Source organism: Thalassococcus sp., assembly GCF_982780845.1.
The window spans coordinates 188,751-205,420 of sequence record NZ_CEYADA010000004.1 but is presented as its reverse complement, the minus strand read 5'-3'; the positions used below and the strand labels follow the sequence as shown (position 1 = coordinate 205,420).

The 16,670-nt window shown below is 55.0% G+C and carries 18 protein-coding genes; 3 read left to right on the top strand and 15 right to left on the bottom strand.

Features of this window, described 5'->3' with window-relative positions; all coding sequences use genetic code 11:
• Positions 1-30: 30 nt before the first annotated feature.
• From AC4FIA_RS06555 to AC4FIA_RS06500, 12 genes are all read right to left on the bottom strand, one after another.
• A complete protein-coding gene (locus tag AC4FIA_RS06555; RefSeq protein WP_490365177.1) occupies positions 31-1,050 on the bottom strand; it encodes a YeiH family protein in 1,020 nt (339 codons plus the stop codon).
• Positions 1,047-1,772 (bottom strand): Crp/Fnr family transcriptional regulator, encoded by a 726-nt coding sequence (locus tag AC4FIA_RS06550; protein ID WP_490365176.1) that lies wholly within the window; start codon positions 1,770-1,772, stop codon positions 1,047-1,049. The genes AC4FIA_RS06555 and AC4FIA_RS06550 overlap by 4 nt, the downstream gene beginning before the upstream one ends.
• The gene (locus tag AC4FIA_RS06545; protein ID WP_490365175.1) at positions 1,769-2,356 is read right to left on the bottom strand and encodes a c-type cytochrome; all 588 of its coding nucleotides are present in this window, start codon (positions 2,354-2,356) and stop codon (positions 1,769-1,771) included. Before AC4FIA_RS06545 ends, AC4FIA_RS06550 begins: the two co-directional genes overlap by 4 nt.
• Positions 2,353-2,946 (bottom strand): SCO family protein, encoded by a 594-nt coding sequence (locus AC4FIA_RS06540; protein WP_490365174.1) that lies wholly within the window; start codon positions 2,944-2,946, stop codon positions 2,353-2,355. The genes AC4FIA_RS06545 and AC4FIA_RS06540 overlap by 4 nt, the downstream gene beginning before the upstream one ends.
• Complete coding sequence (locus AC4FIA_RS06535; protein WP_490365173.1) at positions 2,943-3,779, bottom strand: ABC transporter ATP-binding protein; 837 nt, start codon at positions 3,777-3,779, stop codon at positions 2,943-2,945. Before AC4FIA_RS06535 ends, AC4FIA_RS06540 begins: the two co-directional genes overlap by 4 nt.
• Positions 3,772-4,437: a hypothetical protein gene (locus AC4FIA_RS06530; protein ID WP_490365172.1), complete on the bottom strand. Its 666-nt coding sequence runs from the start codon at positions 4,435-4,437 to the stop codon at positions 3,772-3,774. The genes AC4FIA_RS06535 and AC4FIA_RS06530 overlap by 8 nt, the downstream gene beginning before the upstream one ends.
• Complete coding sequence (locus tag AC4FIA_RS06525; protein ID WP_490365171.1) at positions 4,437-5,213, bottom strand: ABC transporter permease; 777 nt, start codon at positions 5,211-5,213, stop codon at positions 4,437-4,439. Before AC4FIA_RS06525 ends, AC4FIA_RS06530 begins: the two co-directional genes overlap by 1 nt.
• A gap of 204 nt (positions 5,214-5,417) precedes the next feature.
• Complete coding sequence (locus tag AC4FIA_RS06520; protein ID WP_490365170.1) at positions 5,418-6,788, bottom strand: ABC transporter substrate-binding protein; 1,371 nt, start codon at positions 6,786-6,788, stop codon at positions 5,418-5,420.
• A 312-nt stretch (positions 6,789-7,100) separates the two neighbouring features.
• On the bottom strand, positions 7,101-8,054 hold the full coding sequence (locus AC4FIA_RS06515) for a HEAT repeat domain-containing protein (protein WP_490365169.1): 954 nt from the start codon (positions 8,052-8,054) through the stop codon (positions 7,101-7,103).
• An 8-nt stretch (positions 8,055-8,062) separates the two neighbouring features.
• Positions 8,063-8,305 carry a 4Fe-4S dicluster domain-containing protein gene (locus AC4FIA_RS06510; RefSeq protein ID WP_103909795.1) on the bottom strand — a complete coding sequence of 81 codons (243 nt, stop codon included), beginning with the start codon at positions 8,303-8,305 and terminating at the stop codon, positions 8,063-8,065.
• Between the two features lie 12 nt (positions 8,306-8,317).
• On the bottom strand, positions 8,318-10,060 hold the full coding sequence (locus tag AC4FIA_RS06505; protein ID WP_490365168.1) for a fumarate reductase/succinate dehydrogenase flavoprotein subunit: 1,743 nt from the start codon (positions 10,058-10,060) through the stop codon (positions 8,318-8,320).
• A gap of 61 nt (positions 10,061-10,121) precedes the next feature.
• The gene (locus AC4FIA_RS06500; RefSeq protein WP_490365167.1) at positions 10,122-10,412 is read right to left on the bottom strand and encodes a DUF971 domain-containing protein; all 291 of its coding nucleotides are present in this window, start codon (positions 10,410-10,412) and stop codon (positions 10,122-10,124) included.
• Positions 10,413-10,537: 125 nt separating this feature from the next.
• Here AC4FIA_RS06500 and fdxA point away from each other — a divergent pair, with 125 nt between their 5' ends.
• Together fdxA and AC4FIA_RS06490 are read left to right on the top strand one after the other, a co-directional pair.
• Positions 10,538-10,876, top strand: a complete 339-nt coding sequence (gene fdxA / locus AC4FIA_RS06495) for a ferredoxin FdxA (protein ID WP_103909793.1) — start codon at positions 10,538-10,540, stop codon at positions 10,874-10,876.
• Between the two features lies 1 nt (position 10,877).
• Positions 10,878-11,696, top strand: a complete 819-nt coding sequence (locus tag AC4FIA_RS06490) for a ferredoxin--NADP reductase (RefSeq protein WP_490365166.1) — start codon at positions 10,878-10,880, stop codon at positions 11,694-11,696.
• On the opposite strand, the gene AC4FIA_RS06485 is transcribed toward AC4FIA_RS06490, so the two are convergent.
• Together AC4FIA_RS06485 and AC4FIA_RS06480 are read right to left on the bottom strand one after the other, a co-directional pair.
• On the bottom strand, positions 11,686-12,396 hold the full coding sequence (locus AC4FIA_RS06485; protein ID WP_490365165.1) for a DsbA family protein: 711 nt from the start codon (positions 12,394-12,396) through the stop codon (positions 11,686-11,688). The genes AC4FIA_RS06490 and AC4FIA_RS06485 overlap by 11 nt on opposite strands.
• A gap of 152 nt (positions 12,397-12,548) precedes the next feature.
• Positions 12,549-13,379, bottom strand: coding sequence for a DUF6544 family protein (locus tag AC4FIA_RS06480; protein WP_490365164.1), 831 nt, complete (start codon positions 13,377-13,379; stop codon positions 12,549-12,551).
• 482 nt (positions 13,380-13,861) lie between these two features.
• On the opposite strand from AC4FIA_RS06480, the gene AC4FIA_RS06475 reads away from it, so the two are divergent.
• Positions 13,862-14,320, top strand: coding sequence for a hypothetical protein (locus AC4FIA_RS06475; RefSeq protein WP_490365163.1), 459 nt, complete (start codon positions 13,862-13,864; stop codon positions 14,318-14,320).
• A 146-nt stretch (positions 14,321-14,466) separates the two neighbouring features.
• Here the strand turns inward: AC4FIA_RS06475 and AC4FIA_RS06470 are convergent, their stop codons facing one another.
• Entirely contained in the window at positions 14,467-16,503 is a 2,037-nt protein-coding gene (locus tag AC4FIA_RS06470; RefSeq protein ID WP_490365162.1) for a TonB-dependent receptor domain-containing protein, read from the bottom strand.
• Positions 16,504-16,670 lie beyond the last annotated feature (167 nt).

The following is a 16,670-nucleotide window of genomic DNA, read 5'->3' as shown; positions in this document are numbered from 1 at the left end:
GGCCAAGCCGTCATCAGACCGCCGAAGTCTTCACCCTATCAGCCAAATCCCCAGAGAAGCGCATAACAATAGCCAGAGAGACAGGACGCCCATAAACGCAAGCGTTGCCCCCCCAACCTTTAATAGCCGCTTCGGGGCGCTGCTCAGGCCCAAGGCCGCAACCGCAATGATAAGCAGTGTAGAAGATAGCCAACGGCTGGTATCGACCAAGACAGCAGGAATGGGTGCGATCTGGTTCAAAACCATCAGCGCCAAGAACGCAGTGACAAACCACGGCAATCCAAATTTGCGGCGATCGGATTCGTTTGTCCGGCCTTGGGAAAACAGCTGAACGGCCAACAGGACCACAGGCAACAGCGCCACGCGGGTCATCTTGGACAAGGTAGCAGATTCACCTGCGCTGTCGGACACCGAAAACCCAGCCCCGACCACCTGCGCCACATCATGGATCGAGGCCCCCAGAATGATGCCCTCGGCCACGTCGGAAAAGCCAAGAAATTCCAACAAGACCGGATAGAAAATCATCGCAGCCGTCGACAGAGTTGTCGCGGCCAGAATGACAACCAGCGTGTGATCGTCCTTGTCCCGAAAACTGCGCGTAACAGATGACAGCGCCAGCGCGGCAGAGGCCCCGCAAATGGCGACGGCCCCTGATGCGATGATCGTTTGCTCTCGGTTCCATCCCAGAAACCGACCGATCAAAAGGCCCACGCCAATCGTCGTCGCACTACCAAAGGCGATCAGCGCAAAAACGCCCACGCCCAAATCCATCACCAGATCAAGAGAAACCCGCAGCCCCATCAGCGCCACGCCAAATTTGAGCCCGTTAGAGGCGGCAAAACGAATACCAGCGGTCAGCCTAGGGTCTTCGGCCAGAAACGACATGGCCATTCCGAGCAGTAATGCAAACAACATGACAGGCGCGCCGTATCGAAACGCAATGGCAGACGCCGCAAGGCTGATCACCACAGCAACAGCGGCCCCCGGAAAGAGCGTCTGAACAAAAGACACCCGCCATGGCAGCGACTGAACCGCGCCAGACCAGCTCATTCTTCTAGGCTTTCAAGGTTGCGGATTATGATTTCGGTTCGGGTGATCTCAAGCACACCTGCGGATTTCAGTTTGTCCAGCGACTGTGTCACCCATTGTCGCGTGGCGCCCACGATGGCGGCGATCTGTTCATAGGTCAGTGACCTGTCGACGATGATGCAGTCGCCTTCATCCCGCCCATGGGCATCGGCCAGAATAACTAGCAGTTGCCGCAATCTTTCAGAAACCGTTCGCGTCCCCAGCATCTGGATCAGAGCCGAATAGCTTTTGCCTTTGGCCACAAGCCCGTCGATGACAGCGATGGCCACCTCGGGGATTTCCCGCACAAGTGTTTTCAGACTGGTGCCTGACAAAAACAGCAGCTGGCAATCATCCAGCGCATCGCCTGACCAGACATGCCGTCCGCGTCCGAATACTTCGGGGCCGCCAACAAAGTGCCCCGCGCTCCAATAGGCCAGCGTGATCTCTCGCCCGGACGGGCCAGTGTAAAAGGTTCGGACGCGCCCTTTTTCGATGATCCAGACGCCTGTGTGCGCGGTGCCTTGGTGGAAGATGCCTTCACTTTTGGAAAAACTACATCTCGTGCCGTGTCGGCGAACTGTTTTCCGATCATCATCCGACAGGGTGTTCAGGAACCCTGCCCCTTCGTTCAACTCAAGAAAGTATTCGGAAAGGTAAATCGCGCCGGGGCCATCTACGTGAATGTCGTCCTGCATGGTCATTGGCGCGCCACCGATGACAGGTATGCGGCGATGTCTGTAATAGCGTCATCCGTTTCCGGCATAAGGCGCCCATGGGAAATGTCTGCCATGACGGACACACGTCGCCCATCCCTGAAGTCGCGCATCTGTTTGGTCAGATAGCCTGCGTGTTGTGCCGTCAGATGGGGCGCTTCAGGGAACGTCGTGGTTCTTCCATGACAACTATCACACCCCGACTGTTCATAAAGCGCGGCGCCTGTCGCGCTTCCGTCACCGCTAGGTTTTGGTGCGTCCTGCGATGAAAACCACTCCACAACTTCGGGGATTTCGTCCGGCTTCAATTCGGAAACGATATTCACCATCTGTCCACCGTCGTTGTGGCGCTTTCCATTCAGAAACGCGTTGATCTGGGCCGAGATATACCCCGCCTTCTGTCCACCCAAATGTGGAAACTTTGCATTGGCGGATTCGCCGAATAGCCCGTGACACAGGGCGCATCGTTCGTAAGGCGGGAACGCTTCGGCGTCGAAATCCGCAGATGCGGGCAGCGCGATAATCCCGCCCAGAGCCGCAAGAACACTAATCTTGATGCGGTCCGAAATCATTGCGTCTGATCCCGTCGGTACTGGATCTGGCTTTGCATCATGAACTCGGCGCTCAGCCCCGGATCAAACGGCGGCTGAAGCTTCGCACGTAAGGTTCCGTCAGGCGCGATGATCGATACCGACGAACTGTGCTGAACCTCGTAGTAGCCGGTCTTGTCCGGTGGCATCAGGCGATAGAAACTGTCTGTCGCCTCGATCAGTGCATCGATGTTTTCACGATCACCGGTGACACCCTTGAAATCCGGATGGAAGAATTTGGCGTAGTCGTCCACCGCGTCCTGATCGCGGTCCGGATCGACCGAGACAAATACCACTTTGGGCACACTGTCGGGCCGCATGCGCATGCCCATTTCGCTGACCGCAGCCTCAAGGTTGCCCAAGGTGAACGGGCACACATCGGGACAGGACAGAAAGCCGAACATGATCAGGGTCCACTGCCCTTTCAGATCATCGACACCAAAGGTGTCGCCCACATTGTTGGACAATTCAAACGGCGGAATGGCAACCGGATCCTCTAGCCGAACGCCCTGCATCTGGGCGCTGACAGGACCAGCGATAAGGCCGAGTGCAAGAAACAGAGCGCGGATCATGAGTTCTGGTTCTCGAATGCTTTGCGGCTTTCTGCCTTGATCGTATCAAGGCAGAATTGCCGTGCCTGCACGTATTCGGGACTAGACGCCATATCGGTCGAACGCGGTCGTGGCAGATCAATCTTGACGTCTTCGATGATCCGCCCCGGTGCTGTGGACATGATCAGAACGCGGTCGGCGAGGAAAACAGCCTCGTCGACATCATGGGTGACGAACACAACGGTCGTCCCGAATTTGCGCCAGATATCCAGCAGGCTTTCCTGCATCATCAAACGCGTCTGGGCATCCAACGCGCCAAAGGGTTCATCCATCAGAAGGACCGACGGATAATTGGCCAGCGCACGAGCAATCCCCACACGTTGCTGCATACCGCCGGACAGTTCCGCCGGATAGCGATCCCCGAATTTCTTAAGCCCGACGAGTTCAAGAAAGGTGTTGGCCGTCGATCCGGCCTCGACCCTGCTGTGGCCCGCCATTTTCGGACCAAAGGCCACGTTTTCATAAACGGTTTTCCATGGAAGCAGCGAATATTGTTGAAACACCATGCCACGATCGGGGCCGGGTTTATCAACCTCGGTGCCATCGACCAGCAACGTGCCTTCAGTTGGCTTAACATAGCCCGCAATCGCATTCAGAAGCGTGGATTTACCGCAACCCGACGGGCCAAGTATGCACACGAATTGCCCTGCTTCGATTGTAATTTCGGTCGTGTCTACGGCGTGATGGGCGCTGCTGCCTTTGCCGAAGGTGATCGAAACATCCTTCACCTCGATCCGGCCCTTGTCTTTGGTGGAACCGACGTTGGGCGATTTGAATTTCAGAACGTCAAGCATGGGCAAGAACTCCTTCCGGATCGCGGTCATTACGGGCACGGCGCCACGCGAGGCCGATGATCATTGCGGTCAACAAAACGAACCCGGCGCCGGATAGAACCGGCCCGAGTTGTTCAAGAGCGAGAGAGCTGGACACGCCCAACCCCAACATTGCGAGCCCCACAACCCAAGTGGGCGTGGCGCAGCAGACGACCCAGCTCATTGTGGCATTGGTCATTGCGATCAAAAGTGTGCCGACACCTGTTGTGGCGCGTAGCGTGTTTGACATGCCGGCCTGACACGAATCCCGACGGACCATCGCCAGACATAGCGACACCATCGCGCCGACGAAAAACAGAACCAGCAAGCGTGACGGGATGACATTCAGGCTCCATTCGGAAATGCCCGTTCCGTAGTCATAGTTCATGCGCCCGATCTCGATCAGCCATTCTTCCCAAATGATCGGTGCCATATCGCGAATGGACGGCGTCGACTGGATGATGACAGAAACCGCCTCGGGCCAGTTGTAGAATGTCGTGTAGTTGGGAAAGGCCTGAAACCGCACCATCAAAGCGATCAGCATGGCAATCTGGAACAGCAGCGCAAACAGCACGCCATTGACCAGCATGTACCGCCAGTTCTTACGGATTTCAGAACCCAAGACAGACAGCGTTTTCATCAGCGTGTCCTTTTCTGCCAAGCCAGCATCGGGCGCGTCATCAGGCGGACTGCGGCCGTTGATCCGGTACCCAAGAACCCGATCACCAGCATGCCGACCACGATGTCCTGATAGTTGATCAGGCTGTAGGCATCCCACGTGAAATACCCGATGCCGTATTGGCCCGAGATGATCTCACCCGCCAGAAGCGAGAACCAGCTGACACCCATTCCAATGGCCAGACCCGCCGCAATCGAGGGCAACGCCGCAGGAATGACCACGTGCCGGAACACAGCCGCGCGGGATGCGCCTAAGGACTGCGACGCGCGCACCAGCACCTCGGGCGTTTGTTCCACCCCGTGAAGCGTGTTCAGAACGATTGGAAACAGCGCTCCAAGGAATGTGATGTAAATGATCGAGCTTTCTTCGGTCGGCCACATCAGAATGGCCAAGGGGATCCAGGCCACGGCCGGGATCGGGCGGATGACCTCGATATACGGCATGATGAACGCCCGGGCGATTTTGGACCGGCCCATCACCAGTCCGATAGCGATCCCCAGAACGGTGGCGAGTGAAAAACTGATCAGGATCCGGCGCATGGATACGCCGATATGGGTCCAGAAAATTTCGGTCTGCACATGGGCAAAGAAGGCTGTGAACACGCGCGCCGGCGACGGGACGTTTTCGAAGTTTATGAAGAAATCCAGATCAATCGCCGTCACGATGTGCCACATCAAAACGCCAAACATCAAAGACGCCGCCATGATCCCGAAATTGGTCATCTGCGCAGGCGACATTGACACTTTTTCCCACATCCTCGGCCCGGTTTTGGGAGGTTCCGACTCCAGGTCGGGACGTAACCGCGCCGGTTTTTCTTGCGTTTCTTCAGTGGCAGCTTGAGTTTTGAGTGCGGTCGCCATGGGCGTGCCTCCGTCTGGCTTTCAGTTCGCCGGGGCACACCACAGAATGTGCGCCCCGACCCTTTTCAAACAAAGGTTGGATCAGCCTTCGGTCACGAAATCCGCAATGGCTTCGTCAAAGGTGATGACAGCCCCACTGTTCGCAGCGGCATAGGCCTCGGCTTCGCCTTTGCGCAGGAAGGTTGCGTATTCATCGCCCGCCTTGACCCAGAACGCGGTTTTCCCAAACAGCTTCAGGCCGGTTTCGATGTCATAGACATAGGTGGCGTTCAGCTTGGCACCGGTGCCGTTCATCGCTGCGACCGCCGTCAGGAAGTCGGGCATTGTCGGATATGTCGACACACCATCACGCGCATGCCAGATTTCCATCGGAAGACCCATGTTGGCTTCTGCCGGATCAACCACGACGGCTTTGTCCGCCTCGTAATCCAAGCCCATATCGGCATAGGCCGCCTTGATGTAGTCTTCGGTAATCCACGCATCGAAATCGAGCGGCGGGATCGCCTTTTCCTTGACCAGAACGCCATGGTTGAACTTCAGCGCATCAACCCACGCCTGTTTGATCGTCGGTTCAAGCGTCAGGTGGCCGCCTTCCGAGAAATAGAGGTACAGAACTTCTTTCTCGACGCCTGTCCAACCTTCCATTTCGGTCACAGCACGCATCGGATCTTCGCGGATCCAGTCACCGGCTTCGATGACGGCCTTCAGGAAGGCTTCGATGACTTCGGGATATTCCTTAGCAAAGTCTTCGCGGACAACAACGCCGTGAAGGTAAGGAACACCGGTTTCCGACCCGTCATAGATTTTTCGGCCTGTACCACGGAATTCCATGATTTCGGACCATGGGCAGAAATCAGAGTGCGCGTCGATCTTGCCAGCGGCGATATTGGCCGCACCCACTGCTGGGCTTTGGTTTTTCAACCCGTATTCCCCTGTGGGAATGCCGTTGTCCTGCATCGCTTTCAGCAACATGCCCCACGCGGCAGAGCCAACCGGCGTGGACACGTCTTTGCCCTTTAACTGGTCGATCGAATAGATGTCGCTGTCGACGGGCACAACAATCGCGTTGCCGGACCCTTTCAGGTTATAGCCTGTGCCCGCCACAGAGATGGACCGCAGACTTTCTGTTTCCTGGAACTTCGCGCCGTTCACGATCAGCGGGTAGTCCCCCATCACGCCGATGTTCAGCTTATTCGCCATCATCTGGTTGGTGATGGGTCCACCAGAACTGTAGTCAGCCCAGCTGACATCATAGTCGGCATCGGCATACTTGCCGTCTGTCGGCAGATATTTCTCCAGCAGTCCAAGTTCTTTGATGATGATACCAGCAGTGTATGTGTCGGTGCACATGGACTGGTGCCCAATAGCGATGCTGATTTTTTCGGCCATGGCGGCCGAAGCAAGGGGAACGAGCGCGGTAGCGAGAAACGCGCTTTTGAGGATATGTTTCATAGCTTCTCTCCTGTCGTATCGGGCAAATGGCTTACAAACCCAACGACAGTATCCGGCGTGAAACTGGCCTGTGTAAAAGGCGCTCTATGCGAAATCAGAGCGAAAACATGATATGCAAATAAAATGAGCGTAAAAAGTTGGTTTTGGGTGCTTTATCACCGGAGAAAAGATGCCTGAATCCAGAATCGCACAAACTTTAATATCGTTTATAATCAATAATTTAAAACAACTTCTTGGGGCAAAAATACGCCTCCCGGACACTACTCCGAGAGACGTTCAAACTGTTGGATTTTTCAGCCGTTTCAGGCCGGTTTAGGCGGCAATTTTCTCAAGCGCCCAACGCACGTTTTTGCGTACATCAGGATCACTGTCGTCCGCATATTTTTCAAGGAATGGTGCCGTTTCCGCGACCGCCAGTTCCCCAAGAACTGCGGCACATTCCTTGCGTAGGTTGGGAACAGGAATGTCCATCATCGGCGCAATCTGAAGCGCGGCTTCGGATGCCCCCAGTTTACCCAAGGACCGAACGGCCTTTAGACGCACCTGCCAGTATTCGTCATCCAAAACAGCACGCAACGCCGCGATACAGCTGTCGTCACCGGATTTCGCCAGCGTTTCAGCCGCAGCTTCGCGCGCCAGCCATTCGGGATCTTTCAGACCATCAACAAGCGTTTCCTGCGCAGAGGCCGATTTCGAAAAACCCAAAGCAGACAATGCGGTACGGCGCACATTTACATCTTTATCCTGCGTTGCACTGCGCAATGCCGGCAAGGATGTTTCCTGCTGCAACCAACCGATAACACCCACCGCCTGCATCCGGACACTGGGCGATGCATGCGCAAGCGCTGCGATTGCCGGTGCCAATGCCTCGGGACGGCGCAATTCCTTGATACCGGCCAGCAAGGCTGTCAGGCGGACTTCATCCTGATCATCAAGATGAGGCAGGATCGCATCCCCTGCTGCGGGGTCTTTCAATTCCGTCAGACTGACCGCAGCCGCTGCGATCACGTCAGCTTCACTGTCGGACAAAGCAGTGACCAGCGCCGCTGCCGTTTCCGGACCGTCAAAATCGGTCAACGCCTGCGCCGCCTGTTTGCGGACACCTGCATCGCTGTCTGAAATGGCCCGCGCGAGATAAGGGATCGCAGCAGGATCGGCGCTGTCGGCCAGCTCCATTACAGCCATAATGCGGGCCCCAGCAGAGGGATCGTCCAGACCTTCGGCCAGATCGGCAATGTCGTCGAATTCTTCAAAAAGTGCGCTCATGTCGGTGCTCACTTCAGCAGATAGGGAAGGTTTACGGTGACAGCCCCAGTGGGACAGTCGGCCTCGCAGGGCATGCAGTACCAGCATTCATCGTATTTCATGTATGCAGTCTTGCTGCCGTCAGCCTTTTCAGCGATGCGCAAAACATCCAGAGGACAGACATCGACGCAAACGGTACAGCCCTTGTCAGCGATGCAAAGATCATCGTTGACGACGACCGGAACAGTGGTGGCGGTTTGAGCGAGAGGCATTGATTTTCCTTCTTATTCTGCAGCAACCGTCGCGTCGACGCGCTGGTTGTAGTAGGCGTCTTTTTCGTCATCAGCGATTTCGACAACGTAAGGCTGAACAGCTTTCTTGCTGTGCGCGGGCTTTCCATCGTCACCCTTTGTCAGGATGGTGTGGCAGAACCAGTTTTCATCATCGCGTTCGTACTCGACGCGGTTGTGATAAAGGCCCCAGCGGCTTTCTGTCCGATAGAGTGACGCGGCCGCCGCCATATCCGCGCAGTCAAGGATCGACGACGCTTCGAGCGAACGCATCAGCTCATGGGCGTCACGAACATACATGCCCTGCTCCATGTCCTCGCGGACCTCTTCGAACCGCTGCTGTGCCAGCTCCATTTTGGCGGTTACTTTGGGCGGCTGAAGGTAGTCATTCACCAAACGACGTGTTTTGTATTCGATCTGGTTCGGCGGAATGCCGTCATCGCGTTTGGTGGGTGCCAGAACACGCGCTTGTTCGGCGACAACTTCGCCCTCATCGAAGCTCGCGAAATCGACGTCCGCGATAAAGTCCGCCGCATCCAGACCGGCAAAGGCACCGTTGGTGAATGCGCCCAGCATGTAGTTATGCGGAACATTGGCCATATCGCCCGCAGCGTACAGGCCGGGGATCGTTGTGCGCGCATGTTCATCGACAAACACACCGCTTGCCGAGTGACCCGAACAGAACCCGATTTCTGAAATGTGCATTTCGATCATCTGCTTGCGATAATCGGTGCCTCGACCTGCATGGAAATGTCCCCGTGTCGGACGTTCAACGATGTGAAGAACGCGCTCGATCTCGCTGATTGTCTCTTCGGCCAAGTGGTTCAGCTTCAGATACACCGGCCCTTTGCCACCCTGCAGTTCATCAAAGAATTCCTGCATCATCTGGCCGGACCAGTAATCGCATTCGATAAACCGCTCGCCCTTGGCATTCGCGGTGTAGCCGCCCATCGGCCCCGCCACATAGGCACAGGCCGGACCGTTGTAGTCCTTGATCAGCGGATTGATCTGATAGCATTCAAGGTTCGCGAGCCCTGCCCCGGCATGATACGCCATGGCATAACCTTCACCTGAATTCGACGCGTTCTCATAGGTTCCGTACAGGTATCCAGACGTCGGCAGGCCTAAGCGACCAGCAGCGCCCAGCCCCATGATGACGGCCTTGGCGCGCACCACCAGAAACTCTGCCGTACGCGTGTTGACGCAGATCGCACCGGCAATACGGCCTTCGCCTGTCAGCAGACGTGTCGCCATGTAACGGTTTACAATCTGGATGCGGGCCTTTCGCAGTTGGCGATACAGCGCCTTTTTCACGGTATCACCGTTGGGCATCGGCAGAACATAAGTGCCGATGTGGTGCACCTTTTTCACATCGTATTCACCGTTCTGATCTTTCTGAAAGCGGATCCCGAATTCATCCAGTTCCTGAATGATCCCGTAGCATTCCTGCGCATAGCGATAGACCGCCGCCTGATCGCAGATGCCGTCGTTGGCGATGGTGATTTCCTTGGTGTACTGTTCCGGCGTGGCATAGCCCGGAATGACCGAGTTGTTCAGCCCGTCCATACCCATCGAAATCGCGCCCGACCGCTTGACGTTCGCCTTATCCAAAAGAACCACGTTTGCGTTGGGGTTTTTGCGCTTTGCTTTCAGCGCGGCCATCGGGCCGGCAGTACCGCCACCGATCACTAGAATATCGCAGTCGATCTGTGTCAGGCCGTCTCGTATTTCATCCATTGCTCGACTCTCCATCTGGCTGTTTTTGAGTTTGCGCCGCAGCGCAGCGGCCCAATGTCAATTACTTGTCAAAGCGGTCGGAAAGATCGCGAAGAAGGGAAAACGGGTAGATCGCTTTATCGTGTCCGTCCGAGAAATGGATATTCACGCCATAACCTCCGACAGGAAAAACACCTGTAATTTCAATGCCATTCGCGACCTTCACAGATCCATGATCAATCCGTTCACGACGTGAAAAGGCATCCATAGCCTCGGCGCGCAAAAAATGGGCAGGCAGGGTTGATGAGGTTCCGTCTTCCCATGACACAGCAAGGTTCTGCGCGTCGGGGGTGGCATCCATTGTGTTGATCATCACGTGTCTCACTTTGTTGATGAGACCAGCCTGCGACAGCATCAGAATCGGAAATAGCAATTAGTTGACGGACAGGTCCCGCTGCACTGCGGCAGACAAAAGAAAACTGAAAAAAGGACCCTGCCATGACCTTTGTCGTCACCGACAACTGTATCGCCTGTAAGTACACCGATTGCGTTTCCGTCTGCCCCGTTGACTGCTTTTACGAAGGCGAAAACATGCTGGTTATCCATCCGGACGAATGCATTGATTGCGGCGTCTGCGAACCGGAATGCCCCGCCGATGCCATTCGGGCCGACACCGAACCGGATATGGAAAAGTGGATCGATTTTAACCGCAAATACTCGGAACTGTGGCCGGTCATTGTCGAGGCGAAAGAGCCGTTGCCATCCGCCGAAGACCTGGATGGAACGCCAGGCAAACTCGATACACATTTCTCCGAAAAACCTGCCGAGGCCGCTTGATATGGACGCAGCACCACATTCCGAAACACTTGCCACCAAAGCGCAGAAAATCATGCCGGATGCGCAGACGGTAACCTCTGTGCACCACTGGACCGACACGCTGTTTTCCTTTCGGGTGACGCGCCCGCAATCGTTGCGCTTCAGGTCCGGTGAATTCGTCATGATCGGGCTTTTGAAGGACGATGGGAAACCGCTTTTGAGGGCCTATTCCATTGCGTCGCCGTCTTGGGATGACGAACTTGAATTCTATTCGATCAAAGTACCCGACGGCCCCCTTACATCCCGCCTGCAAAAAATTGAGGAAGGCGATCAGATTATTTTGCGCCCCAAACCGGTCGGCACCTTGGTTCTTGATGCGCTTCTTCCCGGAAAACGGCTTTGGATGATTTGCACTGGCACAGGTATCGCGCCTTTCGCGTCGCTTTTGCGCGATCCGGAGACATGGGAATGCTATGATCAGGTCATTCTGGCGCACACCTGCCGGACCAAAGGCGAATTGGCCTACGGGGCTGAAATTGTCGACGCCTTGCCAGAAGACCCGCTGATTGGCGAACTGGTTGGTGACAAGCTGAAGTACTATCCGACCACAACGCGCGAGCCGTCCGGGATCGAGGGACGCATCAGCGACCACATCCGCGATGGTCGCGTTTTCAAAGCGCTGGATGTCCCTGCATGGGCACCTGAAACCGATCGTGTCATGGTTTGCGGTAATCTCGCGCTGAACAAAGACATCATGGCGCTATGCGAAGCCCATGGCTTGCAAGAAGGCGCAAATTCGGACCCAAAGCATTTTGTGGTCGAAAAGGCCTTTATTGACTAAGCCAGACCTTGGCCAGTTCGTCGACATCGGACTGGCCGACGTTCACCGTTTTGGGCGTGATGAATGCTGGCGTTCCAAGGATTTCCAAGGCAATCGCCACATCCCGGTTCAGCGAAATGCGCTGACTGATTTCAGCGCTGTCCATCATGTCAGCGATAGCCTGAAAATCCAGATCATGATCCGCTGCAATCCGTTCGAACGCGGCAATATTCAAAGGCCCCCGGATTGCCCAGAGATCATCGTGAACGTCCGCATAGGCCTTTTTCCCGGCCACAGCGGAAACGGTAAACGCAAACCGCGCTGCGCGCTCTGATCCGGGCGACAAAATGGGCAAATGGCGCATTTCGATGCGTATGTTTGGATTTTTCTGAACCAACGATTTCAGCGGGTCGTGCATCGCTTTGCAGGGCACACATTTATAGTCGAAAAACTCGACCACACGGATTGGCGCATCCTCGGCCCCCAGACCCAAACTCGGCGCATCCGTGAACAGTTCGGGATAGTTCGACAGCGTCTGAACCACGGCCTGTTGCGCTTCGCGTTGCATCAAGACGTCCAAGGCTTCTACTATGACCTCAGGGTTGGACAGCAGAAAGGCGCGCTCTCGGTCTTCGAAATCGTCGGGCTCGTTTGCGACAGCGGGCAGAGCCGCCGATAGAAGGCACGAAAGCGCAAGGCAAACTCGGTTTTTCAGGCGCATGAAGACCCCCAGATCACAATTACCGTTTCAGTCAACCAAAGCGGTCAGTGCAACGCAAATGAGAAGATGATCAAAGAGTTCACAAAGCCTTCAGTGCTGGAAAATCAGGCAATTACAGGTCGAAATGCACATAGACTGGCTTGAAGCTTAGCTTATCTCGGGAATGTAATCTGGCTTACGTCGGCAAAGAAAAACGGAAAATATTCCTCCGTGCCGAAGTGATTGCCTGCCTCGACATGCAACGGCAGAACGAACCCTTCGAATTCTTGGAAGTTTGATAGGTACCCACCAAAAGGCTGCAGCTGATATTTTTTGCGCTTATTGGCGTTGGTCCAGCGTTCCATTTCCACCTTGCGCGGCCGCCCGTCGGGATCAACTGTGATATCAACGGCCTGTTCTAGATCGCCCTTGCGCATGGTCAAACGGGCAACGTTGGGCGATGGGGCGTCCCATGTGATGCCTTCACCTGGCAAGACGGCGGCCGGTGTCCAAAAGATCGCTTCTGCCACATAACGCCCGAATGCGGATCGCCGGTGATCTTGCGTGCCCCCTGCTCGTGCCACAGGAATGAGACCTGCCAACCAAAACCGTGTCCATGTCCCACTGTCAGATCCGCTGATCGAAGGGGATCCTTCGGTGCTGTCCATTTCCCAAACAAAACCTTCCGGCGCGGCCAGAACCTGCTTGGCAAACATCGGGATGTATTTCGGTGTGGTTTTATCGCCCAAGCCGAACTGCCCGCTCATTTCCAAATAGGCCACCGTATAAAGAGGAGTTCCTTCGCGAATGGCGAAAGTCAGAAAACGTTGGGCCGGTTCCGGAAGGCCTTCGACCATATCAGCCGAGAAAAACTCAGGCCGGTCAGGCTGGAATTCGAGCAACCTTTCAATCTCGGTCGCATCGGCACGTCGATCAGCCTGTCGCCATGTGAAAAGGCCGACGATGACAAGAATTAAAAGGACAAAAATTGACACTACAAACATGCGCATCCTTAGCCTTTTTGACTATCCCTTTGCGCGCATTCTGTTTCGATTGAAATTCGTGAAAATCTGAAAGCGCGTCATAAAATCGTTAATTTATGAAACCATCTTACTAGGCGGGTCGAAAAAACACCAATCACTGCCAAATAAGTAACCAAGAAATTCCATTCATTGTGATCAAAGCGACACCAAACTTCCCTTGGGTAAACCTGAACCTGGAAGGATCCATTTCGCGTCGCCACACATCACACTTTTAAAATACAAATGATTACTGGCACTTGTGGCAAATCGCCCATCAGAAAAACCGCAATACCGGTGGATTATGAACGGTTTCCTCTGGTTGCCTATTTCCTGACCATACACGCCAATTAGGAATGAATTATTGAAATTGATACAATAACTTCAACATTTTCGCAGCAAAAATCAAAACCTAGGTTGTCCTCATCGTCACTGAACACAGACGAACAACATAAGGACAACAGACAATGACACGTTTTTCCACACTCCTCTCTGGGGCCGTCGTCGCAACAATTTCCGCCTTCCCCGCTTTGGCTGAAGACAACGCAGCCGTGGCCGCGGCATTGGCTGAGCTGGCGCAATACCAAGCGACAGAAGCCCGCATCGAAAAGAACCTAGAGACTTTCGACACACTGGACTTCGAGGTCTTTTCAAATCAGCGATGGGACCGCCTGCATGAAAGCCACGCACAGGATATCAAAGTGCACTGGCCGGATGGTCGGACGACCGATGGTATCGATGTTCATATCGATGACCTAAAAGCTTTCTTCACCTTTGCCCCTGACACCCGCATTGAAACGCACCCGATCCGCATCGGTCAGGGTGAGTGGACAGGTGTTGTCGGTGTGATTGAAGGCACGTTTTCGGAACCAATGCCTTTGGGTGACGGCACTTTATTGAACCCACTGGCAAGGCATACAAGCTGACGATGGCCACCATTGGCCACTGGACCGAAGACGGCGTTATGGATGAGGAATATCTCTTCTGGGACAACAACGCGTTTTACAAACAAATAGGCTTGATCGAATAAGTCAAAAGCCGGGGCATACCGCCCCGGCTTTCCTTTTCCCACTTAGAAGGATTTGGTCAGAGACACCTTGAACGTCCGCACCGGAGCTTTGCGGGACGAAGAAGACAGGTGACCGACATAGTCCAGATCTGCCACGTTCTCGATGCCCAGACGAACTTCGGTGCCATCCAGCAACGCGATTTCAGGGCGCCATGTGGTGCGCAGGTTATGAAGCGTGATGTCGGACAGATCGTTGCCGGACGAGTCACGACGGTCGTCCGCGTGCACGATTTCCCAGCTCAGATCGACCTTGTCGTTCCACTTCTTGCCAATAGTCAGATTGACCCGATCAGCAGCCGTGTTGCGCCATGTGGCAGATGTGCCGTCCGGATTGTATTCTTTGCCTTCACCAAGATGGCCGGCCAGATCGAAATACAGCCCGCTCTGCAATCCATAAGACGCCTCAAGCTCAAGCCCTTTGGTCTCGACACGTTCAAGTTCGGTAGCAGAAGAGCCTGACACGCTGTAGCTTGTGATGTCCCAGAGGGTTGTCTGATAGACGTTGCCGCGAACCGTCAGGTTATCGCCTTGAGCCACCAGATCGTTGCGCGTGTATTCGGCGCCCAGTTCCAGTGTCCGCGACTTTTCAGACAGATCGATACGACGCTGGGCTGTGGTGCTTGTCCCGAGATCGTCAATGATCGGCAGGCCAACTGTGTAGGCCGCGCTGCCGAACACTGACAGGCCGTTGTTGAAGTCATAGGACATCGCCAGACCGCCCATCACTGCATCATCGGTATAGGTGTCAGGATATGCGCCAAGGTCGGCAGCGGCCTTGATCGTCGACTTTTCATATCGAATGGCCGGAGTGATCGTGAAATTTCCCATCTCCATTTCGTCGATCACATAAAGCGCCACGCGATCATCGGTGCCACCCGGCGCGCTTGCAGCTGTGTTTTCCTTGCGCACACGGCGCTGAACTTCGACACCAGCCAGCAGATCATGATCGATTTGACCGGTGTGGAACAACGACCGGTTGGAAACATTCAGTTTGGTCGTTTCATAGCGCAGTTCCGAATTCACCAGAGGTTCAAGGAAAGCAAACGTCCCCGTGCCTTCAAACGGCGAAGATCCCGCGACATAGGATTGATCGATCAGCTGGTCCGAATAGGACAGGTTTGCGCGCAGGTCGATCAGGTCATTGCCGGGGTTATAGCGGTACTCCAGCGTCGTCTGGGACGTGTCCGTCACGCGGTCCACATTCCCGAACATACCGCCGTCGGTGCCAAACTGGTCATATGGCACATCCTTGTCATCCGCGACGGTGCGCGAATGGCTGAGTGCGATGGAATGGGCGTCATCCTGACCGAAGGTGAATTTACCCTTGGCCAGATAGGACGGTGTGTTGAACGCGCTATTCCCGATCTCGGACCCGTCACCAGCGTTCAGGTTGTCCTGATCACGCATGGTGTAGTTCAACAGAAACTCGGCCTTTTCCGTCGGCATCCACGCAAGGTTGGTCGAGCTGACTTTGGAATTGCCGTTCGAGCCGTATTCGAAGGTTTCGGAGCCGGCAAAGCCCAGCTCGCCGTTGGTGAAATCCGACGCATCCTTGGTTTCAAGCTTTACAACGCCACCAACAATACCAGAGCCATAGGCAAAGCTGCCGATCGTGCCGCGCAGGACTTCGACCTCGCGGTACAACATAGGGTCGGTGAACAACTGCGTTCCGATCCGATACAGTTCTTCGGACCCGACACTTGCGCCATCAATCTGTACGGCGATCTTTTGGTCAGTTCCGAATGTCGTATTCGCACCGAAGCCACGGATGTTGATACCGGACCCTTGCGGCGTGGTGCCATTCACCAGCGTTACACCGGGAACGACGTCAATCAACTGGGCCACCGTGCTGGCCTGCCGATCCTGAATTTCCTCTTCATCCACAACGGTACGCGACAAAGCGGTGCCAAAGCTGAGGTCGCGCTTTCCGACCGTCAAAATCAGCGTGCCCAGAAAACCGGGTTCTTCCTGTGCTGCGACTGGGGTCGCCAAAGACAAGCAAACAAGCGCGGTCGTACCGCGCAAAAAATGAGTAAGCATAAACGCCATCCTTTTGCGTCGTAAGCCGTAGCTTGCACAGGCTGGCGCGGCAGTGAGTGAGTGATACAACGACAATCTTTGCCGTGATGGGTTGCAGCGTTAATATTATCCTAGTAATTTAGTCAAGTAACTTACGACAGCCACGCATCCTGTTTGTTCAGACGCAG